15 protein-coding genes are annotated in these 22,632 nt (G+C 62.9%); 9 read left to right on the forward strand and 6 right to left on the reverse strand.

Going from position 1 to position 22,632, the window contains the following annotated elements; all coding sequences use genetic code 11:
- Positions 1–42: 42 nt before the first annotated feature.
- Positions 43–828: a hypothetical protein gene (locus ACP59X_RS01030; protein WP_428563764.1), complete on the reverse strand. Its 786-nt coding sequence runs from the start codon at positions 826–828 to the stop codon at positions 43–45.
- Between the two features lie 125 nt (positions 829–953).
- On the opposite strand from ACP59X_RS01030, the gene ACP59X_RS01035 reads away from it, so the two are divergent.
- From ACP59X_RS01035 to ACP59X_RS01045, 3 genes are all read left to right on the forward strand, one after another.
- Complete coding sequence (locus ACP59X_RS01035) at positions 954–2,240, forward strand: GGDEF domain-containing protein (RefSeq protein WP_428563767.1); 1,287 nt, start codon at positions 954–956, stop codon at positions 2,238–2,240.
- A gap of 11 nt (positions 2,241–2,251) precedes the next feature.
- Positions 2,252–2,725 carry a siroheme decarboxylase subunit alpha gene (gene ahbA / locus ACP59X_RS01040; protein WP_428563770.1) on the forward strand — a complete coding sequence of 158 codons (474 nt, stop codon included), beginning with the start codon at positions 2,252–2,254 and terminating at the stop codon, positions 2,723–2,725.
- Positions 2,726–2,837: 112 nt separating this feature from the next.
- Entirely contained in the window at positions 2,838–3,272 is a 435-nt protein-coding gene (locus ACP59X_RS01045) for a thioredoxin family protein (protein ID WP_428563773.1), read from the forward strand.
- A gap of 402 nt (positions 3,273–3,674) precedes the next feature.
- Here the strand turns inward: ACP59X_RS01045 and ACP59X_RS01050 are convergent, their stop codons facing one another.
- The 3 genes from ACP59X_RS01050 to ACP59X_RS01060 form a co-directional block, all read right to left on the reverse strand.
- The gene (locus ACP59X_RS01050) at positions 3,675–4,202 is read right to left on the reverse strand and encodes an Lcl C-terminal domain-containing protein (protein WP_428563776.1); all 528 of its coding nucleotides are present in this window, start codon (positions 4,200–4,202) and stop codon (positions 3,675–3,677) included.
- Positions 4,195–7,161 (reverse strand): BACON domain-containing protein, encoded by a 2,967-nt coding sequence (locus tag ACP59X_RS01055; RefSeq protein WP_428563779.1) that lies wholly within the window; start codon positions 7,159–7,161, stop codon positions 4,195–4,197. Before ACP59X_RS01055 ends, ACP59X_RS01050 begins: the two co-directional genes overlap by 8 nt.
- Positions 7,162–7,422: 261 nt before the next feature.
- The gene (locus ACP59X_RS01060; protein WP_428563782.1) at positions 7,423–10,506 is read right to left on the reverse strand and encodes an Lcl domain-containing protein; all 3,084 of its coding nucleotides are present in this window, start codon (positions 10,504–10,506) and stop codon (positions 7,423–7,425) included.
- A gap of 606 nt (positions 10,507–11,112) precedes the next feature.
- Between ACP59X_RS01060 and ACP59X_RS01065 the strand changes: the two genes are divergently transcribed.
- From ACP59X_RS01065 to ACP59X_RS01075, 3 genes are all read left to right on the forward strand, one after another.
- Positions 11,113–11,526 (forward strand): DNA-binding transcriptional response regulator, encoded by a 414-nt coding sequence (locus tag ACP59X_RS01065; RefSeq protein WP_428563785.1) that lies wholly within the window; start codon positions 11,113–11,115, stop codon positions 11,524–11,526.
- A gap of 385 nt (positions 11,527–11,911) precedes the next feature.
- Positions 11,912–14,848, forward strand: coding sequence for a carboxypeptidase regulatory-like domain-containing protein (locus tag ACP59X_RS01070; RefSeq protein WP_428563788.1), 2,937 nt, complete (start codon positions 11,912–11,914; stop codon positions 14,846–14,848).
- Between the two features lie 425 nt (positions 14,849–15,273).
- Positions 15,274–15,663 carry a hypothetical protein gene (locus ACP59X_RS01075; protein WP_428563791.1) on the forward strand — a complete coding sequence of 130 codons (390 nt, stop codon included), beginning with the start codon at positions 15,274–15,276 and terminating at the stop codon, positions 15,661–15,663.
- Positions 15,664–15,690: 27 nt separating this feature from the next.
- Here ACP59X_RS01075 and ACP59X_RS01080 read toward each other — a convergent pair whose 3' ends face one another.
- Positions 15,691–16,017 (reverse strand): zinc-ribbon domain-containing protein, encoded by a 327-nt coding sequence (locus ACP59X_RS01080; protein WP_428563794.1) that lies wholly within the window; start codon positions 16,015–16,017, stop codon positions 15,691–15,693.
- A gap of 86 nt (positions 16,018–16,103) precedes the next feature.
- Between ACP59X_RS01080 and ACP59X_RS01085 the strand changes: the two genes are divergently transcribed.
- The 3 genes from ACP59X_RS01085 (at position 16,104) to ACP59X_RS01095 (ending at position 19,068) form a co-directional block, all read left to right on the forward strand.
- Positions 16,104–16,307, forward strand: coding sequence for a 4Fe-4S domain-containing protein (locus ACP59X_RS01085; RefSeq protein WP_428563797.1), 204 nt, complete (start codon positions 16,104–16,106; stop codon positions 16,305–16,307).
- 95 nt (positions 16,308–16,402) lie between these two features.
- Entirely contained in the window at positions 16,403–16,843 is a 441-nt protein-coding gene (locus ACP59X_RS01090; protein ID WP_428563800.1) for a MarR family winged helix-turn-helix transcriptional regulator, read from the forward strand.
- 53 nt (positions 16,844–16,896) lie between these two features.
- The gene (locus ACP59X_RS01095) at positions 16,897–19,068 is read left to right on the forward strand and encodes a molybdopterin-containing oxidoreductase family protein (RefSeq protein ID WP_428563803.1); all 2,172 of its coding nucleotides are present in this window, start codon (positions 16,897–16,899) and stop codon (positions 19,066–19,068) included.
- A gap of 27 nt (positions 19,069–19,095) precedes the next feature.
- Here ACP59X_RS01095 and ACP59X_RS01100 read toward each other — a convergent pair whose 3' ends face one another.
- The gene (locus tag ACP59X_RS01100) at positions 19,096–22,443 is read right to left on the reverse strand and encodes a TSCPD domain-containing protein (protein ID WP_428563806.1); all 3,348 of its coding nucleotides are present in this window, start codon (positions 22,441–22,443) and stop codon (positions 19,096–19,098) included.
- Positions 22,444–22,632 lie beyond the last annotated feature (189 nt).

Raw genomic sequence — 22,632 nt, forward strand, 5'->3', positions numbered from 1 at the left:
TGAGGGAAGAGCCGTAAGCAGCGTGCTTTCCAGGACGAAACACTAGCGGCCGGGACCCGGCCGGGCCGGCCCGAAATTGGGTCCGGGCTGGCGGGCGACGCCCGGGCCGGGCTGGGCTACCCCGAAATTCGGCCCCGGCTGGCGGACGGCGCCCAGGCCCGGCTGGGCCGGCCCGAAATTCGGACCCGGTTGGCGCACGGCCACGGGACCCGGCTGGGCCACGCCGAAGTTGGGCCCGGGCTGTCGCGGCACGCCGGGAGCCACGCCCGGGGCAAACCCCGGCCCAGGGCCGACCACGCCAGGGCCAGGGCCGACCACGCCCGGCCCGACCACGCCGGGACGCGGCCCGGCCACCACCACGCCCGGGCCGGGGGCGACGACAACCGGTCCGGGACCGGCATACGGCCCCGGCCCGACCCACGGCCCGACGCCGACCACCACGTCCGGCCCGTAATAGCCCGGATACGGGTAGCCCGGGTACGGATAGCCCGGATACGGGTAGCCTGGGTAGGGATAGCCCGGGTAGGGATAGGGGTAGGCCGGGTACGGATAGCCCGGCCCGACCGTCACGGCCAGGGGCCAGGGGCCGGGTCCCGGGTAGCGCCCGGGGCCGCGCCAGGGACCCGGGCCGACGAAGCCCGGACCCACGGGGCGCGGGCCGACCACGGGTCCTATGGGGCCGATGGGGCGGGGTCCGCCCACGGGGCCGACCGGGCCGATGCCCCGGGGGCCGATGGGGCCGGGCTGGGCCAGGCCCAGGGGCGCCAGGGCCGCCAGGGCGACGAGACACAGCGACAGGATGCCGACAAAGGGCCAAATGCGTTTCATGGCCGCCTCCGGGACGGGGCGTGTTGGGCGTCCCGCCCATAAACTGACGATACCCATTGCCGCGACGATGACAAGGGGGCCGGGAGGTTTTATCGTTGACGGGACCGGACAGGTCGGAGGTGGGGATGGAGGCGTACGGCAAGGGTGGCTGTGCCTTGGTGGCCGAGGCGGATCCATGGGCCCGGGAGGTCCTGGTCGGGCTTTTGCGCGGCCGCTGTTCCCGGCTGCTCGAGGCCGAGAACCTGGCGGAGGCCTTGGGTTGCCTGGAACGCCAGGCGCCGGACCTGGCCGTGGTGGCCGCCGGCCTGCCGGGTGGGGCGGCGGTGCTGGCGGCGGCGCTGCGGGAGCCGGGCCGTCGGGTGCCGGTTTTTCTCACCGGGGCGGCCGAGGACATCCGCCGGGTGCTGGAGACGGTTTCCCTGCCCGGGGTGCGGGTGGCCCAGAAACCCTTCGACCCGGCGGCCCTGGGCGAGGCCTTTGACGAGGCCCTGGCCGCGTCGGGCCTGGCCGAGCGGCTGGAGGAGGCCTGGGAGCTGGCCCGGCGGTTGCTCGACGACATGCCCCATCCGTCGGCCATCTTGCAGGGCGATCGGGTGCTGGCCATCAACCGGGCCTGGCTGCGCTTCCTGGGGCTGGGTTCCATGCAGGAATTCAAGTCCCGGGGCTATGCCCTGGAGCAGTTTTTGGCCGATGGGCCGCCCGAGCAGGGGCTGGCCGCCTGGGCCTGCCGGCTGGCCGACGATGCCCTCGACCGCCAGCACCATCTGCGCCTGACCCATCCCGACCGGCCGGGCCAGCCGCCGCAGGTGTTCCAGGCCGCCGCCTCGCGCCTGCCCGGGGTCGACCGCTGCCTGCTGACCCTGGCCGACGTGACGGAACTCGAACTGGAGCGCCGCGAACTCCTCGACCTGGCCAACCTCGATCCCCTGACCCGGACGCTCAACCGGCGCAAGCTGGCCGAGGTCCTGGGCGACGAGGCGTCCCGGGCCTCGCGCTACGGCACGCCCCTTGCCGTCGTGCTGCTGGACATCGACCACTTCAAGGCCATAAACGATAGCCGCGGCCACGACGCGGGCGACGCGGTGCTGGTCGAACTCGCCGCCCGGCTGCGGTCCGGGCTGCGCAAGGTGGACCGGCTGGCCCGGTTCGGCGGCGAGGAATTCGTGGTCGTGGCGCCGGGCATCGCCCTCGGGCAGGGCGTGGAGCTGGCCGAGCGGCTGCGCCAGGCCGTGGCCGGCGAGGCCTTTGCCGCCGCCGGGGTGGTGACGGCCAGTTTCGGCGTGGCCGCGTTCGTGCCGGGCGAGGCCCCGGAGGCGGTGCTGTCGCGGGCCGACAAGGCCCTGTACCGGGCCAAGGAACACGGGAGAAACCGGGTGGAGCCCGAGGCTTCGCCCTCAAACGGAACAGTGTAAGCGGGTATCTAATGGACGCCATCGACAAGCGCATTCTCGACATCATCCAGACGGGTTTCCCCATCGCGCCGCGCCCCTATGCCGCGGTCGGCGCAATGGTGGGGTTGACCGAAGCCGAGGCCCTGGCCCGGGTGCGGGCGCTTCGGGGCAAGGGCATCATCCGCCGCGTCGGCGCCAACTTCCAGTCGGCCAAGATCGGCTTTTTTTCCACGCTGTGCGCCGCCTCGGCCCCCGAGGACAAGCGCGAGGCCTTTATAGCCGCGGTCAACGCCCACCCGGGCGTGACCCACAACTACCTGCGCGACCATCCCCTCAACATCTGGTTCACCATGATCGGCGCCTCCCGGGAGGCCATCGCCGAGGGGCTGGCTGAGATCACCCGGCAAACCGGCATTCCCATCCTCAACCTGCCGGCCGACCGGCTGTTCAAGATCCGGGTGGATTTCGCCTTAAGCGACGCCGAAGCGCCGGCCGAGGAGGCGTAGGGCGCCCCAAGGGCGTGGCGGGATTGCCTTTTGGCCAACCGTGGCTATGTGTTCCAGGACAAACGCGGCCCGCGACCCCGACGAACCGCCCCAAAACGGAAGGAAGTGCGCCATGCCCGATGCCATCCATGCGGTCTGCCCCAAGTGCCTCGCCGTCAACCGCGTCCTGACCGGCCGTTTGGACAGCGGCCCGGTGTGCGGCAAATGCCGCGCCCCCATCCTGGAACCCCATCCGGTGACGCTCACGGCAGCCAACTTCGACACGTTCCTGGCCAAAAGCGACCTGCCGGTGCTGGTCGATTTCTGGGCGCCGTGGTGCGCGCCTTGCCGGTCCATGGCCCCGGCCTTCGACCAGGCGGCGGCCATGCTGCATCCGCGCGTGATCCTGGCCAAGTGCGACACCCAGGAAGAGTTGGCCATCGCCGACCGCATGCGCATCCAGGGCGTGCCGACCATGGTCCTGTTCGTGGCGGGCAAGGAAAAGGCCCGCATCTCCGGCGCGCGCGGCGCCGCCGACCTCGTGGCCTGGGTGCGCCAGAACCTCTAACATGCAGTCAAGGCGAGCAAGAAAGGTCCACCGTGGACTGGGGTGGACTCGATTTCGGGGACAGATACTCCTTTGAGACGGAGTGGTTCACGTACAACGGTGCGCCAGGAAAAAAGCGCCCAGTCCCTGGCCTACGACAATGGGCGTTTGCCGCATCGGCCCAGAACCGCCTCCGGGGAGTTGGCATCACGTATATTCCGCTGTGGCAAGGTTTCCTCTTTCTCGCAATGGTTTTGGATGTTTTCAGCCACAGGGTTGTGGCTGGCGCCTTGGCCAGTCATGAAAGCGGATTTGCGGCTCGATGTCCTCGCCAGGGCGGGGAAGCAATGTAATCATGTAAAAGTGGCACAGCACTGTGAAAATGGCTGCATGTATGTTTTAAGGTTAGCGGTAATAGGCAAATTAATTTTCATGGACGAGTAGCATTATACTTGGCTGTACAATCTTATTCCCCGGGCTCATGCTGGAAACACATCGCACATAATGCAAGCCAGCCTTTGAATACGTATCAGAGTTCCCATCGTAAAAATTAATTGCCCAAGCGTAATCGCCATAACCTGGATCGGTGGTACTTGCCCAATACGCTTTGGCAAAACCGGATAAACTCGAATCAATCGCCGGATTATACTGGGAATCGTCGACCAACGTTTCTAGTTCGAACTTGTTGGGTAAGTGCCAATTCGATATTCCTCCTGTTGTAGATTTTTCACACCAGGCAAGAGCCTGTTCCCACGTCATGGCCGAGGCGGTGCTTGTCTTCTCCCAAATGAGGCCCGTTGTGAGATCTGTCACAGTATTTGTTGTAGACGTTAAATGGCCGGCCTCGGCATCCATAATGAAATTGAGTGACAGGCAAATAAAAACGGCAAGGGATATGAAGTATTGCATAATATTTCCCGTAAATTTTGGTGTTGCCAGGAATTCAATCAAAATACGCTCCACGCACACACAGTGAATAATTTTTATTCGTTTTGGATGCAAAGTAGGCATTCCCATAATTATTGCCTACATACCAAGAGAATGTCTTGTTTTGTCCATACGATGTACTCGACCAGTAGAACATGCCGGCTGATGTATGCCCAAAAACAGGATTAGTCGATGGCCCAATACGCCCTTCATCGATGATCGTGAGAAGTTCTTTGCGGGAGGGGAGCCGCCAATCTGCATAATTCCCAAGAGTTAAATTCTTACAGTAAACACAAGCCTCTAGCCAGTCACGCTTCACGCCGTCATCGGATTGTTGCCACATCAACCCAGTGACCAGATCACTTACCATGCCAGAATCCGTTTGATAAGATTTTTGCTTGCCGCTATAATTTCCATCTTGCCCGTAAAATGCTTCATTGGCTGAAGGGCAAGGAATTTCGTTCGTGGCATTGTAACATTTCGACTGGCCGGTATCAGGAAGTTTTGTTCGTTGTTGCGTAAACTTCTCCTGTGTTATGGTCACCGTTTTATTCGCTACAGCGAATGTCCCACTTCGAGAGGTGCTGTCCGGGTTTGTCTTTACAGACACGACAAGCGTTCCATCCCCTGTCCCGCTCGCAGGATAGATAGTTATCCAGTCCGTATCTGTCGTTGCAGTCCAATTGCATGTGGCGGTCGAGACCGTCAGATCCAGTGCCTGATAACTCGACGCCCCTGGAAAATCGGCCAGCGCGGAAAGCGTGGCCAAGCATGCGGACGCGCCATTTTGCGTGATGGCGAGGGACTGGCCGGCAATGGAGATGGTCCCGTTGCGCGAGGATGTCCCGGTATTTTCGTCCACGGATACGGTAAGCGTGCCGCTGCCGGTGCCGGAAGTGGTGGACAGGTGAGCCCACGAAAGCGAATTGGCCGAAGCAGTCCAGGAACAATTCGACGCAGAGGCGGTGACGGTCACGTTCTGACTCCCCCCGGCTGCGGTAAAGTTGCTTAGGGAGGAGAGCGAATAAGAGCAGGACGCGGCCCCAGCTTGCGTGACCGTCACGTCCACTCCTGCGATGGTAATCGTTGCGGATCGCGTATTCGATGTGTTGTTGCGATCCGCCGTAACAGTAAGCGAGCCGCTTCCCGTTCCGCTCGCGGCGGACAGGTGGACCCAGGAAAGGCCATTGACGGAAGCCGTCCAGGCGCAGTTGGAGGACGAAGCCGTGACGGCGAGGGTCTGCGTGGCGCCATCACTGGGGAAGCTCGTTAAGGAGGAAACCGCGTATGTGCAGGCAGCCGCTGCGGCCTGGGTGATGCTGACGGATTTCCCCGCGATGGAGATTGTGCCGGTTCTTGAGGAGGAAGAAGCGTTTGGGTCCACGGTGACCGTGACCGCACTGCTGCCGCTGCCACTGTAGGCTGAGAGGTGGACCCAGGAGAGATTCGATGAGGCTGTCCAGGCACAATCCGATGCAGAGGCGGTTATGGTGACCGCTTGGCTGCCACCCGTGCTGTCGTAATTCGTGACGGTCGGCGAGACAGCAAATTTGCAGGCTTCCGCGGTGTAGGGGTCAAAATAGCGAACCAATGCAAAATTATAAAAGCTATCTTTTATTGCTTTAAATGCGGTGCCGCCAACGAGAATGTTGCCATCTTGTTGAATGGCAATGGCGTAAACTTTGTTGACATTCGTGCCAATGCTTGTAATTACACTTCCATCTGTGCCAAAAGATGTGTCTCGAGATCCGTCCGAATTAAATTTGTGAGCAGAAAATTTACCATTTACATGCGCCGCAACAATGATAGATGCATCTGATTTAATAGCGATTTGAGGTCCTCCTTCAAACGATACTTCGGGGTTGCCGATCTTTGTAACGCCATCATCGCCAAAAGTCGTATCCAGGGAGCCGTCAACATTGTATCGACACAAGCAGAGGCCAGTTGTGTTATTGCCTGTGTTGAGTGGATATCTCCCCGCGATAATAATTTTACCATCGGCTTGCAACGCGACGCTGTCGCCGCGATTGCAACCGCTTGCGGCAGAACCATAAGTTGCGCCGCTTGCATTGAACGATGTGTCTGGGAATCCATCAGCAGTAAACCGCAACAGAAAAGATCTTGAGCCGCCAATGTCAAACTCTTGAGTTCCAACACTGACAATCTTTCCATCGGGCTGCAGCACAGAGGCGTTAAGGTAAAATTGAGATGTGTCTTTGTATTGGAGATCAATATATGCTACACCTTTGTGCAGGTCTTGATCATTTGAGGATCCGAAGGATGCGTCTTGCGACCAATCCGCTTTGTAACGTATTGCAAAGGGCGTGTTGTGCAAAACTTGATTTGCCAAAATCCATGCTCTGCTTCCAGTCAGCACAATATTGCCATTTTGTATTAAAACAGAAGCAGCCCCATCCCAACGGAGGGAAAGCGTTCTCCGTATGGCTGGCATATAATGTCCAGACTTGCTGACAAGGTTGACCCCGTTCGTGTCATAGACAGTAAAAATAGTGTCGTATTCGGTGTCGACATTGCTGGCATATCCAGCAACAACAATATTCCCATTTTGCTGCAATGCGACAGCGGTGCCATGAGAATCTTTATCAATAGTCTCGATTATCTTTCCCTGGTCTCCGAATGTCGTATCCAGTGTGCCATCTGCATTGTAACGTGCCGTTGTCATGTGCTTAACATGATTTTTAGTGCTTAATGTGTACATTTGGCCGGTAACGACAATCTTTCCATCCTGCTGTACGGCAATTGCTTTGATTATGTCTTCGTATTTGTCAAATTTTGTAATAACTATCCCTTTGTTGCCAAATGAAGGGTCAAGGTCGCCGGAGGCTGAAAAACACTTGTCAGGTGCAATTGCAATATAAATACTTGCAATTATTACTTGGATACACAAAATACCAATATTCATTGTTTGCGAATTAAAGCGAATATTACGCACGCGTGACTTGTGATGAGAAGCAGGTACCATTTTTAGCCTCCATGCTGTACGATATGCAGTCTGATAGTGTGGAGTTGGCTCATTAATGAAAAGGATTTTCGATTTGTATTTTCAAGAATCCAGAGACTCATCCTTGTAGCGAACAAACTTTTACAGTTATTCAAGAGCAGAATGCCGTCTGTAAGTATTGCGCCAGCCTGTACAAAATATAACATAGTCGCTTTTAGGTAGCGTTGCAAGCAATAACATTTTACAGTCCGGGAAATAGTTTCAATCCAGGGCAGCAATGTATTAATGTGTATCCGTGAGCAAAATGTTGAATATACTTTGAACAAAAGGACCAGAGGCCCCATGTCCGCCGCGAACACAGCGAACGTTATATGTACCACTCTTGACGTAGCCATACGAGTAGCCGACGTGGAAGTACACGTACGAAGCGGCGTTCGAATGGCCGGCGTAAGTTGTGCCGGACCAATATTCATTTTCAGGCCCTGTAAAGGCGGTGTCGATTGTTGGCTGTGATCGCGATAGATCCAGCAAGGATCGTAATTCTTGCTGGTTGGGCAGACGCCAGTCCGAATATCCTCCGGTCGTGGCCTGCTCGCACCAAGCCAGGGCCTGTTCCCAAGTCATGGGCGAAGCGGTGCCTGCCTTTTCCCAGACCAGTCCCGTGACCTGATCGGCGACTGTGCCATCGCTATTATCAATATACACTGATTCTTGTAAAGGCGCACCGCTAACGCAACGAACGTTTGTTAGGATAGACTTGCTCCTGTATTCAAAGTCTCCTGCCTTAAATGAGTATGCCCATGCCACAGACGGTTCGGCAAAGTATGACGTGCTCGACCAATAACGAATTCCAGAACAACTAAAACTTGGATTAATGGCTGGATTGTTTTGTCCAGAATCCACAATGGTGGACAGTTCTCGACTCGATGGCAACCGCCAGGTTGTCGAATTTCCCAGATTTAAATTTTTACAATAGTTCACGGCATCGACCCAGTTCCGCGCCACTCCGTCATCAGCCTGCTGCCACATGAGTCCAGTCACCAAGTCCGTGACCGTATCGCCGTTTCCTTTGTAGGAAGGCTGCGTGCCCCGGTAGTTGCCGTCCTGGCCGTAGAAGTCGGCACCTCGCGCGGGACAGGTAATTTCAGCTGAATTATTGAAACATTTGGTTTGCCCGGTATCGGGCAGGGTGACCTTGCGCGGCGAATACGCCGCCTGCGTGATCGTTACCGACTGGCCGGCGATGGTGACAACGCCGATTCGCCGAGAGGTGCTGGTGTTTTTCTTGACGGAAACTACCACCGTGCCGCTGCCTGTGCCGCTCGTGGGGTAGAAGCTGACCCAGTCGAGACTTCCCGAAGCAGCCCAGGTGCAGGTCGAGCCGGATGCGGTGATGCTGATCGCCTGGCTATTGGCCGTGTTGTAGAATTCGTGAAGAGCGGAAAGCGTCACGGAGCAGGATTGAACTGCCGCCTGGGTGACCGTGATGGTTTGCCCGGCGATGGAGACGGTGCCGCTTCGGGTGGACGCCGTGTTGTTCTGGGTGACGCTCACGGTGACGGATCCGTTGCCAGTGCCACCCGTGGAGGAGAGGCTCACCCAGTCGAGGCTTTCGGAGGCTGTCCAGGTGCAACCGGGGTTGGAGGCGGTGACGGTGGCTGTCTGGCTGCTGGCGGCGCTGACAAAATTGTTGATCGAGGAAACCGTAAACGAGCAGGACGCACCGGCCTGATTGACGGTTACCGACTTCCCGGCGACGATGATCGTGCCGCTTCGCGAGGCGATATCCGTGTTCTGGTCTACGGATACGGTGACTTGACCGCTGCCGGTGCCACCCGTCGCGGAGAGATGAGCCCAGGAGAGGCTATTGGTGGATGCTGCCCAGGCGCAGTTGGAAGACGAAGCCGTGATGTTAAGCGTCTGGCTTCCGCTGCCGCTGGAGAAGTTGGTCAACGAGGAAACCGTATAGGTACAGGCTGCAGCTCCGGCCTGGGTGACTGTCACCGACTGGCCGGCGACGGTGATGGTGCCGCTTCGGGTGTCCGTGGTATTGTTGCGGTCAACAGTCACATGCAGCGAGCCGCTCCCGGTTCCACTGGCCGCGGAGAGGTGAACCCAGGAGAGGCTGTTCGTGGAGGCCGTCCAGGTGCAATCCGAGCCGGAGGCTGTGAGGCTGAGCGGCTGTGTGCCGCCGTTATCGGAAAAATTTGAAAGAGATGAAACTGAAAACGTACAGGCCGAGGCACCTGGCTGTGTAAATTCATAGAGAAAGCCGGCGATGTTGAGCTTGGCCGTTCGACTTGTCCCGGATGTGTTCGCCTCCATGTGAAAACAAATGTCAGCCGCACCTGTCCCGGCCTCGTCGCTCGTTATGGTCGCCCATGCAGTCTTGCTGAACACGCTCCAGTTGCAATATTCATAAGAAGTCATGGATAGTTTTACACAATACGTATCTTCGTTGGCGGTTATATTTTTATTGACTTCGGAGACGGAATACGAACAAGTGTTTCCCCCTCTCCATACGACAAAGCCCATTGGCACTTGGTTTGTTATGAACCACAAATTCGAATCCGGCATAAATTGTGATTCTTTTCTGTTCGCTGAGTACTGCCAATGACGACTGCCGCTCCAAGCGCATGCCCACATTCCGCGGCCAGTAAAATTTTCGCCTGAAGACAATAGCTGGTGGGGGTCAGGTATGCCCCAACCGCCTTGAAGTGCATAGTTATGAGCCCACTTGTCCACAACCTCGGTGTAAGAATATAGCCCTCTGTCGAAATAATCCCAATACCATTCGTACAACGATGGGGCTGAATATTGCTCTGCCCCTCTTGCGCATAAATTGCTGTTTTCAGATTGAATGTGGTATTGCATAGGAAAAAATGTCCCGTCGTACTTGAAAAACAAAGGATTGTTGTTGTCGCGCTTCTCCTTCGTCCAGCCGCCAGAGAAAGACGGGAAATAATGAGTTAGAACCTCGTATCTTGCTGTAATGGCCTTGAAGTAAGCGTATAAAGTACTTATTTCGAAAAGCGTCGGCAGCCTCCAGTCGGAATATCCTCCTGTCGATAGGCTGGCGCAATATTTTGTTGCATCATCCCAGTCTTCATTTATTGACTCTGATCTCTTTTCCCACATTATGCCGGTGTTGAGGTCGCTGATTGTACCATCGTGATTGTCCTTAAAAGCAAATGGAACTCCATTTGCTTCTGGCAATAGTATCTCTTTTGCGTATAGGCAGGATTCCAAGGCAAAAGTACATAATGCGCATTGCAACAAGACGAAAGTGATTAGGCTAAGGAGGTGTGCTTTTTTTGCTCTGCGGGATGATTTTCCCATAATTGTTTCTTCCTCGGCCAAGGCCATGAGTATTTACGGGTTGCTTGTCATCTGGCGTTCTAAATTCGCATAGTATTGCTTAATTGCTATTATTTTATATTGACAGTCTTAGTTGTGCATATGCCGGTTTTGGTTTGAATTGCATTGATGCTGTCTTAAGATAAAGCTTGTTGTTCGCATTAAATTGTTTCTATTTTTAGTTAACTTTAGGTCATGTTGGCGATACAGCGCAAGAGAGTTATGTGAGTTATTTTCAGTTAAAAAACCTCACCTTGGACGCAGATAATCTCTTGCCGCCACGTGACTTCGCCGCTCTTCGTGCGCACACTACACAAGCAATGCTATAATGGTTCTTTATTCGAGGCCGCCACACGGGGCTCTCGAAAATATTGCGTAAATTAAAATGGTTGAGTTGCCGTTCCAGCAGCAAGAATGATGCAGGCGGCCATTGAAGAACGCGACACGATCTAGGGAAAATCCCTAGGCCAGCCGCTTTCTGCTGCGCAAAATCCTGAGGCGAAATCCGCTTTCCCCCGATAGCCATGATCGGGGCTTTCGGCCCATACGGTTTGAAAGTCCCTGCCGTTGCATGCCGGTGCCCCGGTTTGCGACGCACCCGTGAAGGAAACGACCATGTCCCAAAGGGTCCTCATCATGTGCGACGACCCGCTGTTTCGGGCGGCGGTCAAGGCGACGCTGTCCCGCGCCGGGTTCGAGGCCGTGGGGCCGGACGGTTTCGAGGCCGCCTGGGCGCTTTTCACGGCCCGGCAATTCGATTTGCTGTTTTGCGATCTGGGCGAGGACGAAACCGCGCGGCTGGCCAGATTGTCGGCGCCCGAGGCCCGGGAGTGCTGGGGCTGCCTGCTCGTGTCCACGGACAGCTCGGGCCGGTTGGCGGCCTTGGAGTCCATCCGCCGGGAAGGGGGCGAAGTCCTCGCCAAGCCGTTGCGCCATGGGGATTTGCTGGAGGCCGCCTCGCGGCTGGTGTTGCGGCGCCTGGAGGCCGGGCCGGGGGGAGCGGCCGGGCCGATGGGGCAGGGGGCCTAGGCCAGGCGCGAATGTGCCGTGTTTCTGTGCCGCGACTGGGCTGCCGTCGTGCCGACCGTGGGGGAGGCTGGCTGGTGGTCCCCGTTGCGCAGGGCGTCCCCAACCAGGCCTCGCACGCGGGTCGGGGCCTGGGACTGGGCGCCGGGAAGTGTAGCCGGTCGGGGCAGCCCCCGTGGCCTGCGGCCGGTCTGTTGCAAAAGGGGTGTGGGCACCGGCACCGGGCGGTTTCCGGCCGGCCAGGGCAGGCCGCAGGGACTGGGCGAGCCCATGCGCCGGCGGGAGGACGGGTTGTGGAAAAACGTGCCGGGCAGGCTGCGGGCACCGCGGCACCCGGTGAACCCCATGCAGGAGCCGGCGTCGGGCGCGGGCGCAAAGGAGAAAGCAAATGAGGCAATGGACGATCATCTTGTTGTTCGCCTTTGGCCTGGCCCTCGGGCTGCCGACGCAGGCCCGGGCCGGGACCGGCAGTGTTTCCGTCCACCTGACCAAGGCGGATGGTGGGCCCATGGCCGCCTATGCGATCCGGGTTTTCTCGGGAATGACCTGCGTGGGCCCATTCGTGAGCGGTGGGACCACGGACGCCAACGGCAATTGCACCATCGATGCCCTGCCGGAAGGGGAGGTGTTCCTCCAAGCCTGGGGAACGCCCACCGCCTCCTCCAACTACGTTTCCGGCTGGTGGCACCAAGGCAATATCGCCAATCCGGTCTGCTCCAATGCCCAGCCGGTGACCGTCGTCTCCGGGCAAACCGCCTCCGTGGACCTGATCCTGTCCCCCGGCGGTGTCATTACCGGGAATTTCGCCGATCTCCAGGGCAATCCCATCGCCGGCATGACCGCCCAGATCAAGCTCGCCCCCGTCTGCTCGGGCTACTCCGCCCAGGTCGGAAACCAGACGGGCAGCGATGCGAGCGGCGATTTTACACTCTACGGGGTGCCGTCCGGAAACGTCTATGTGAGTTCCGCCGCGTCGCCTCAGTATCTCATGACCTGGTGGGATGGCAGCTCAGGCAACAGGGACTGCAACGCGGCAACGCCGTTGTTCATCACCGCCGGCCAGAGCACGGGGCCATTGCATTTTCTCATCTCCCCGGCGGGAACGGTCAGCGGCCGGGTCGTCGACAACCACGGCAATCCGGTGCGCTATGTCAACACGCGCCTGTATACCGGCTCGCCGTGCGGGCAGTATACGTTCGTCGCCGGAACCGGCACCGACAGCAATGGCAATTATACCATAAGCGCCCCGGTCGGCGGCCCGTATTACCCCTTTGCCGACGGGACCTGGAGCGGCATCAACCTGGTGCCCTCGTGGTGGAACAGCTCCGGCGGGTCCAATGATTGCTCCACGGCCAGCACGGTGAACGTGACCCAGGGCAACGACACGCCTGGCGTGGATTTCACCTTGTCCCCAGGGGCCATGCTCTCCGGCCAGTTGACCGACTCCCAGGGGGCGGCCATCACCTCGGCCACGGTCCGGGCCTACACGGGGTCTGCCTGCGGCAGCCGCAAGCAGGTGGCTTCCATCTACACCAACACCGGAAGCTATACGCTCTACGGCGTGCCCCCCGGCAATGTGGTGGTCCAGGCGACCTCGGATCAGGGCCAGATTCCGGTCTGGTGGGACGGTGTCAGCGGGAACAACAACTGCGCCACGGCGCAAACGCTGTCGGTCGTGGCCGAGCAGACCGTCTCCGGGCTCGATATGACCCTGCCGGCCGGCGGGGCCATCAGCGGGGCGGTGCACAGCTCCCTGGGCCCGAGCCTGGCCAATGTCAGCATCTACGCCTACAGGCTGGACGGCACCTCCGCCGCCATGACCACCACCGACAGCCAGGGCCAGTACACCTTGTCCGGCCTGGCCGCCGACACCTACACGCTCTACGCCTACGGCGGCAACGGCTCCCTCAACTTCGTGGGCAAATGGTGGGACGGCGGCACCGGTTCCCTCAACTTCTACCAGTCCCAGGGGACCGTGGTCGCCGCCGGGGCCACCGCCGCCGGCAGGAACTTTTCCCTGGAACCCGGCGGCACCCTCCGCGGGCGCATCACCGACCAAAACGGCACGGCGATAAGCGGCGCCTCCGTCAACGCCATTCTCTATGCGCCAACGGCATTGACCGTCTCCCTCAACGGCACCTCCACCGATCAAAACGGCGACTTCTCCTTCAAGAGCATGCCGGCCACGGTGTTCGTCTACGCTTCCTACACGGCCGGCGGCAACTCCGTCTCCCAGTGGTGGGACGGCTCCGGTGGCGTGTTCGAACCCATCAAGGCCAGGCCCGTCTCCGTTCCGGCGGGGGGCACGGCCTCGGGCGTGATTATGCAACTGCCCCAGGGCGGCACGCTCACCGGTACCATCACCGACACTTCCGGCATGGGGCTGGCCGGCGTCACGGTGACCGCCGAGGTTGAAACTTCCTGCCTGTCGACCAACGCCTCCCAGGCCACCACCGGCGCCGACGGCTCCTTCAGCCTGTCCCGCATCCCCACGGGCAAGGTCCACATCGCCGCCTCCGGGGCGGGGTATTACCGGAAGTGGTGGGGTGGGGCCAATGGGACCGTCACATACAGCAAGTCGGGCACGGTTTCGGTCAATCCCGGCCAGACCGTGTCGGGCCTGGGGATCAAACTGAGCCCGGGCGGCAGCGTAACCGGGACCATCAAGGACAGCGACGGCAATCCGCTGCGGGGCATCATGGTCAGCGCCCTGGCCGGCGGCGCCTGCGACGTCACCACGTCGTTCGCCCAGCAGACGACCAACACGGCCGGTGTTTTTACCCTGTCGAACCTGCCGCCCGGCACCATCACCATCGTCGGCAATGCCGCGCCGCGGCGTACAAGCCTGGCCCCGCTGTGGTGGAACGGCGGCACCGGAACGGGCAATTGCGCCAATGCCCAGGCGGTCACCATCGTGGCCGGCCAGACCACGGCCACCGGCGACATGACCATGCAGCCGGGCGGCACGATCGCCGGCTCGCTTACAACCGCCACCGGCGCTCCCGCCTCCTGCGTGGCCGTCAAGGACACGGCCGGCCCGGCCTGTTCGGGGCCCTACACGCGGCTGGTCTATTCCGATTACGACGGCGCCTATGCGATCTACGGCGTCCCGACCGGCAACAACGCCATCCGCACCGACGTGGCCCTGACCAAGCGGCCCTTCCTGGACAAGTACTGGGACGGCAAACACGGCGCGTCGACCTGCGGCCAGGCCGTGGCCGTGCCTGTGGCCAGCGGGCAGGCCGTGGGGGGGGTCGACATGACCCTCTCGCCCCTGGGACAGGTCGCGCCCGAGGTGGGCCTGTTGCTGGGCAACGGGAATTGACGGCCGGGCCGCAGGGCCGGCGAGAGGAACCCGGGTCGCCCAACCGACCGGCCCGGGCGACCCGAGGGTAAGCACCCGGCCGTGCGGCGTCGTCCGCGCGGCCGGGTTCCGTTTTTGCGGCCGGTGGGTTCGACGGCGCGGCCGGTCCGCCGGCGGCCCGGCCGCGCCGGCCCGTGGGCGCGGGGCGGGCACGTCGCCAGCCGTCCTCGCGGCCGCGGCCGCCAGTGGGAATGCGTGCCCGCCGGCCTTGAAGGTTCGCGGCAAAAGGCCGTATGCTGGTTGTCGCGGCCGTGAACCGGTTGCCGTGTCGGCCTGGCGGACGGCCGTGGCCTTGCCTGCCCGGCGCACGCGCATTGGGCTAAAGGATACGGGCCAAGGGACGATGAGGCGCAAAGGGGTGGCAGGGTGTCGCCCGGGAGGCGTGCATGAAACGCGTGGCAAGGCTTGTCCTGGCGCTGGCCGTGGCCGGTGCCGTCTGTTCGGCCCGCCCGGCCGCGGCCTTCGACGAACAGGCCGTCCTGATCTGCTCCTTCAAGCGGGCGCTGGCCATTTTGACCTGCAAGCAGCCGGACAAATACAGCTTTGTCGGCGTGCGCGAGGGCGTCTACATTTTCAACAGCTTTTTCGGCAAGGAATTCGCGGAATTCTACGTGCAGGTCAACGGCGACCTGGCCGTTTTCACCAGCCGGGTCTGGCACGGCCGCATGCCCTCGGGCCGCATCGTCAAGGACTACAACGGCGGTTGCGTCAACGTGCTGGTCGATGCCCTGCCGTGTTCGAGCTTCAGTTCGGCGCGCTGCTGCGGCAGCTCGTAGCCGGCGGCCGTGCGTAGGGGGCGGCCGTCACAGCCGCCGCAGCCAGATGGCCAGGGCGCAGGCCGCCGCCAGCGGGTACAGCGGCCACAGGACCCCGGCGTACAGGCAGGCCGCCGCCCCGCCGGCCAGGATGACGGCCAGGGCGCACGCCTCGACGTACGGCCCGATCCCCCGCCCGGGGTTGGTCCAGCCCTGGAAATCGAGCAGCCGCGACCCCTCCCGGCGCCCGGCCGTGCCGTGCTCCGAGCCTTGGTCGGTCTCCCCGGGCGGGCGATCGGATTGGAGCTTGTGCCCGCATACCGGGCAAAACCGCGTTTCGTCGGGGCTTTCCGTTCCGCATTTGTTGCAGCGCATGGCCGGGGGCCCACTCCTCGTTGACAGGACAGGCCCGAAGCTTAGATGGAAAAACGCCCGACCGCCACCGAAACCGAGGAGCGCCCATGGATACGGACACGACCCTGCACGGCTACAGCGTCAACCTCGTTTGCTGCAACGGCTGCGGCGCCTGCGCCAGCATGGTGCCGGAGCTTTTCGCCATGGACGAGGCCGCCGAAAAACCCGTGCTGCTCCGTGACGAGGCACCGGCCGCGGCCATCGAGGAAGCCATGGCCTTTTGCCCCCACGACTGCATCGAAATGGATTGAGGGCGCGTCAGGCGGCCCCGGCCCCCAGCCCGGGGCGTGGGCGGCGGGCCGGGGGAGCCTTGACGGGGCAAAAAAGTTGTGTACACAACAAATCCATGGTGTTTTCCTATGCCCGCAAGGAATCCCTGGGCCATCTGACGGCCCTGGCCAGCCGGCTGTGCAGCAACCGGCTCGGGCGGCGCTTTCGGGAAGCGGGCATGGGCATGACGGCCGAGCAATGGGGCGCGGCCCTGGTGCTGGCCAGCGGCGAGGCCATGACCCAGCAACAGCTCGGGGCCAGGCTGTTCCTGGAGAAATCGAGCGTCAGCCGGCTGGTGGACGGGCTGGAGCGGCGGGGGTTCATCAGCCGGGCCCCGGACCCGGACGACGGCCGGCAAAAACTGGTCGTACTTACACCCCAGGCCACGGCCATGCTGGAGCCTTGCGCCGCCATCGCCCGGGAGGTCCTGGAGGAAGCCCAGCACGGCATGGACGCCGGGGAGCGCCGGGCCTGCCGGGCACTGTTGCTGCGCATCATCGACAACCTGGCCGAATGATGCCGCGGCCGGGCCAGGTAGTTGTAGACACAACGAAGCAAGGGGGTACGGCCATGGAAGCGTCCCGCATCGTCCGCACGTCCTGCCGGGGTTGCCACGGCGTCTGCCAGGTCCTGGTGCATCTCGATGGCGACGGGCGCCCCGTGAAGATCACCGGCGACCGGCAAAGCCCGACAAGCCGGGGCTACATCTGCCCCAAGGGCGCGGCCGCCATCGAGACGGCCCGCCATCCCGACCGGCTGCTCTACCCCCTGCGCCGCACCGGCCCGCGCGGCAGCGGCCGGTACGCGCGCATCGGCTGGGAAGAGGCGCTGTCGCTTCTGGCCGCGACCTTCGATACCGTGCGCCGGGAGTCGGGGCCGCAGTATATCGCCCTGTGCCAGGGCACGGGCCGGCCCTACACCGAATTCACCGGCCGCTTCATCCACGCCCTGGGCTCGCCCCATTTCGTCTCCCCCGGCCACAACTGCTTCCTGCCGCGGGTGATATCCTCCGCCATCACCATGGGCTTTCTGCCCGTGGCCGACATCTACGGCCAGGGCGGGGCGTCTCCGCAGGGCGTGCTGGTTTTCGGCTGCAACACGCCCGAGACCGGCGCCGCCGACGGCATGTGCGGGGCCATGGTCAAGCGGGCCCTTGACGCGGCCGCGACGGTCATCGTGGCCGACCCCAGGCGCACCCGCACGGCCAGGGCCGCGAACCTGCACCTGCAACTGCGGCCCGGTTCGGAATGCGCCCTGGTCCTGGCCATGCTGCATGTCATCCTCGGCGAGGGGCTTTACGATGCCGCGTTCGTGCGGGACTGGTGCGTCGGCTTCGAGGAGCTGGCCGCCCATGTGGCCCCCTTTTCCCCGGACTGGGCCGCGCCCGTCACGCGCGTGCCGGCCGCGGCCATCCGCCAGGCCGCGCGGGCCTTTGCCCGGGCCAAACCCGCCTGCCTGCTGTGGGGCAACGGTATCGACACGAGTGTGAACGCCTTCCAGACGGGCCGGGCACTGCTTTTGCTCATTGCCGTCACCGGCAACCTCGACGTCCCTGGCGGCATGGTGCAATGGGTCGCGCCCGAAGGCCTGCGGTCCAAGTCGCCCCTGGATGACCACGACGTCCTCGGTGAACAGTTCCTTTCCCCGGAGCAGAAGGCCCGCATGATCGGCGCCGGGCGCTTCCCCTTCGTGCCGGGCTGCCATCAGCCGACCTTCTGGGAGGCTTGCCGCTCGGGCGTGCCCTATCGGCCGCGCGCCGTATGGCTGGTCGGCACGAACCCCATGCTCACGGCCACCCGGGGCGATATCGTGGCGCAGGCCCTTCGCGACCATATCGAATTCACGGTGGTTTCGGATTTTTTCATGACCCCGGCGGCCGAGCTGGCCGACCTGATCCTGCCGGCGGCGCATTGGCTGGAACAGGACGACGTGGTCAATTTCCACAAGCTGTGGTGCGTGCTGGCCCGGCGCAAGGTCATGCAGGCCGGCGAGGCCCGCGACGATCGGGCGGTCATGCTGGAGCTGGCCCACCGCCTGGGCCTGGAGGCGGCCTTTCCTTGGCCCGACTGGCAGGCCTACCTCGCCTGGCTTCTTGAGCCCTCGGGCATGACCTTCGCGGATTTTGCCGCGCGCGGCATTGTCCTCGGCAAGATGCGCTACCGCAAATACGAGGGGCACGGGTTTCACACGCCCAGCGGCCGGGTGGAACTGGTCAGTTCGGTCATGGCCCGGGCCGGACGGCCGCCGCTGCCGGTCTATGTCGAGCCGCCCCTTTCCCCGGTTTCGAGCCCGCAGGCGGCCGCCGCTTTTCCGCTCATCCTCATGACCGGCTGCAAGACCCTGCCCTATTTCCACTCCGAGGGGCGGCAGATCGCCTCCCTGGCCAGGCTGCGCCCCCGGCCCCTGGTGGCCGTGCATCCCGGCACCCTGGCCGGGCTCGGGCTTGCCGACGGCGATGCGGTCGCCGTGGTCACGCCCCATGGCCGGGCGCGCTTTTTTGCCGCCGCCGACGACGGCCTGGCCCCGGACGTGGTCGCGGCCGACCATGGCTGGTGGAATCCCGGCGCGCCCGGGCCGGAACACGGCTGGAAGGAAAGCTGCGCCAACCTGCTTTTCGGTCACGAGCATTTCGACCCCGACTGCGGGGCCGAGCCGCTCAAATGCGGCCTGTGCCGCCTGGAGGCCGAAACGCCAGGGGCGCGTCGGCCGCAACACGGCCGGCGCGCCCCTGTGGAGGCGTAAGGACTCGGCCCGGAGGCCGGCGCGGGCCTAGCCGCACTTGGTGTAGCCGCAGCCCTTGCAGACGTGGCAGCCTTCCTCGAAGGTCAGTTCGCCGCCGCAGTCCGGGCACAGGGGATGGCCCAGATTGCCGGTGTCGTCGAGGATCTTCCTGCCTTGCAGGTAGCGGTTTTCCAGCACCCAGGACACGGCGTCGGGGATGGACAGCAGCAGGCCCTTTTTCTGGAAGACCGGGTTTTCGCCGCCGATGCCCTTAAGCTGCCCCACGATGTCGGCCACGTCCACGCCCGAGCGCAAAGCCAGCGACACCAGCCGGCCGATGGCCTCGGCCTTGGCCGTGACCGAGCGGCCGGACTTGCCGATGGTGGCGAAGACCTCGAAGGGCTTGCCGTCGATCTCGTTGACCGTGAGGTAGAGCTCGCCAAGGCCCGTTTTGACCTTCTGGGTGAAGCCGAAGACGATGTCCGGGCGCATGCGGACCTTGCTCTGGGGCTTGGCCGGGTCGGCCGGGGCGCCGTCGCCCGTGCACAGCACCTGGTTGGATTTGCAGCCGTCGCGGTAGACGGTCACGCCCTTGCAGCCCAGTTCGTAGGCCAGCCAGTAGATCTCCCGGATGTCCTCCTTGGTGGCGGCACCCGGGAGGTTGACGGTCTTGGACACGGCGTTGTCCGTGAATTTCTGGAAGGCGGCCTGCATCTTGAGGTGCCAGACCGGCTCGATGTCCATGGCCGTGACGAAGACCTGGCGCAGGTCGTCGGGCAGCAGGCCGATGTGGGCGATGGAGCCCTTGCGCGTGACCTCCTCCATGAGGCTTTCGGAATAGGCGCCGGCGGTTTTCATGGCGGCCACGAAATGGGGGTTGGCCTCGACGAGCTTCTCGCCGTCCATGACGTTGCGGGAAAAGGCCAGGGCGAAAAGCGGCTCGATGCCCGAGGAGCAGCCGGCGATGATGGACAGGGTGCCGGTTGGGGCGATGGTGGTGGTGGTGGCGTTGCGGTAGGGGCCGAGGTTGCGTTTGCCGTAGACGGAATCGGCGTAGGCCGGGAAGGGGCCGCGTTCGGCGGCCAGGGTCTTGGAGGCGCTGCGGGCCTCGGCCTGGATGGTGGCCATGATCTTTTCGGCCAGCGAAAGCGCTTCGGTGCTGTCGTAGGGTACGCCCAGGAGATAGAGCAGGTCGGCAAATCCCATGAGCCCCAGGCCGATCTTGCGGTTGGTGCGCACCATCTCCGTGATCTGGTCCAGGGGATAGATGGAGGCGTCGATGACGTTGTCGAGAAAGCGCACGGCCAGGTGCACGGTCTCGGTCAGGCCCGGCCAGTCGATGCCGTCCGGGGCGGCCGGATCGTAAAAGACCGACAGGTTGACCGAGCCCAGGTTGCAGGCCTCGTAGGGCAAAAGTGGCTGTTCGCCGCAGTTGTGGGCCACGAAGCCGCAGGCGTCGAAGCGGTTTTCGCCCGGCACCTGGACGTCGTAGACCATTTCCTCGCCAGCGGCCTCCAGGGACTCGAAGGTGGCCAGGAAGGTTTCGCGGTTAAGCCGGCGGGTGTAGCCGCCAAGGAGCGTCTCCAGGCGGGCGGCCTTGTCCTCGTCGCGAAACCCCACCACCTCGCGGAAGCGGGCCATGTTCTCGCCCGAAACGACCAGCTCGTGCTGGCTTTTGACGGCATACGGCCGCCGGCCGCCCCGTCCGTCGGGCAAAAGGCTTTCGCCGGCCTCGCGGCGGTTGCGGTAGATGGTCGCAGCGATGCCGTGGCGCAGCAGCATGCGTTGCACGGCCTCCAGCGTGGCCAGGTCGGACTGGGCCAGGCGGATGCTCACGCCTTTTTGCCGCGAGCCCTGGACCGAGCCGTCGGCATCGAACAGTCCGCCGAGCAGCCCGCGCGAGAATTCGCCGGAGCAGCGCTCGACCTCGGGCGTGATCCGCTTGTGGCCGGGCGCCATGCCGAGGTCGTGGCAGATGGTTTTGAGCGCGCCCAGGCTCAGGCGCCATTCGTCGCGGCCGGCCACGCTCACCCAGCCGGTGAAGTCGCTGCGGTGGGGCTGGGCCTTGGCGAAGGCGAAGGCCGCCTCCATGACGCCGCTTTGGGGAAAGGGGTCGCCGTTGGCCGCCTGGGCCCGGGTCCAGAAGGACAGGACGGCCTTGTCCTGCTTGAGGGTCCCGTCCCCCAGGAGCAGGCCCACGAGGTAGCCTTCGGCCAGCCCGTACCGGCCGGGCCAGGTCGCCAGGGCGCGCTGGTCGCCAAGCACGACCCGGTCGCCCGGCCGCAGGTCGCGCACTTCGCACCAGGCCGCACCCTTGGCGCTCGTTTCCGAGACGGCCCGGCGGACCTTGTGGTCGGCGGTCAGGCGCAGGGAATACCCCTCGCGGGTGTGCAGCCGGTAGACCGGCTTGACGCCGGTTTCGAAAAAGCCCTGCGGCGTGGAGGCATGCACCTCGCCGTCGAGGACCAGGGGGACCGTGGCGCCGACGAGTTCCCGGGCCTGGCGGGGGCCGTGGGCGGTCATGACCCAGGTGTCGCCGGTCACGCAGGGGTTGGTCGATTCGATGGCCCCCAGGGCCGGGGTGGGGTTGTCGCGGTTGATGCGGTCGATGAACACGATGCCCGGGTCGCCGGATTCCCAGGCCTTGCGCACGAGCAGCGCAAAGACCTCGGCCGCGCTTTTTTGGCCGACGACCCTGCCGTCGCGGGGATCGACGAGGTCGTAGTCCTCGCCCTTTTCCACGGCCTGCATGAAGCGTTCGGTCAGCGCCACCGAAATGTTGAAGTTTTGCAGCTCGTTTTCGCGTTCCTTGCAGGTAATGAATTCCAGGATGTCGGGGTGGTCCACCCGCAGGATGCCCATGTTGGCCCCGCGCCGGGTGCCGCCCTGTTTGACCTGTTCGGTGGCGGTGTTGAAGATGCGCATGAACGATACCGGCCCCGAGGCCACCCCGCCCGTCGAACCCACCCGGCTTTTTTTCGGGCGCAGCCGCGAAAACGAAAAACCCGTGCCGCCGCCGGACTTGTGGATGAGCGCCGCGAACTTCACGGCGTCGAAGATCTCCTCCATGGAATCGCCGACCGGCAGCACGAAACAGGCGGCCAACTGCCCCAGCGGCGCGCCGGCATTCATGAGCGTGGGCGAGTTGGGCAAAAAGCGCATGCCGACCATGAGGTCGTAGAATTTGCGGGCCAGCGCTTCGGGCGCGAAGGGCGAGGCGCCGTATTTGGCTTCCTCGGCGGCGATGGCCGCGGCCACGCGCCAGAAAAGGCTGCGTGCGTCCTCGAGCGGCGCGCCGTCCGGGCCTTTTTGCAGGTAGCGCTTGGCCAGGACCACCTGGGCGTTGGCGTTGACATTGGCTTCGGGCAGATCGGCGGGCATGGGCAGGCTGGTCATGGGCGGAAGTTCCTCGGGCTGCGGTGTCGCAAAAAAAGGGCGGCCGCACCGGCGGCTGCTTTGGTATAGTAAATTATTCAAAGCTGTTGCAATGACAGCAAAGACGGAAGCGGCTGGTCCCCAACAGGATGCGACCCTACACCAGCCCGGCCCGAAAGGGAACCTCCGCCTGCCCCGGCCGGTAACCCC

Source organism: Solidesulfovibrio sp. DCME, assembly GCF_049995385.1.
Taxonomy (GTDB): Bacteria; Desulfobacterota; Desulfovibrionia; order Desulfovibrionales; family Desulfovibrionaceae; genus Solidesulfovibrio.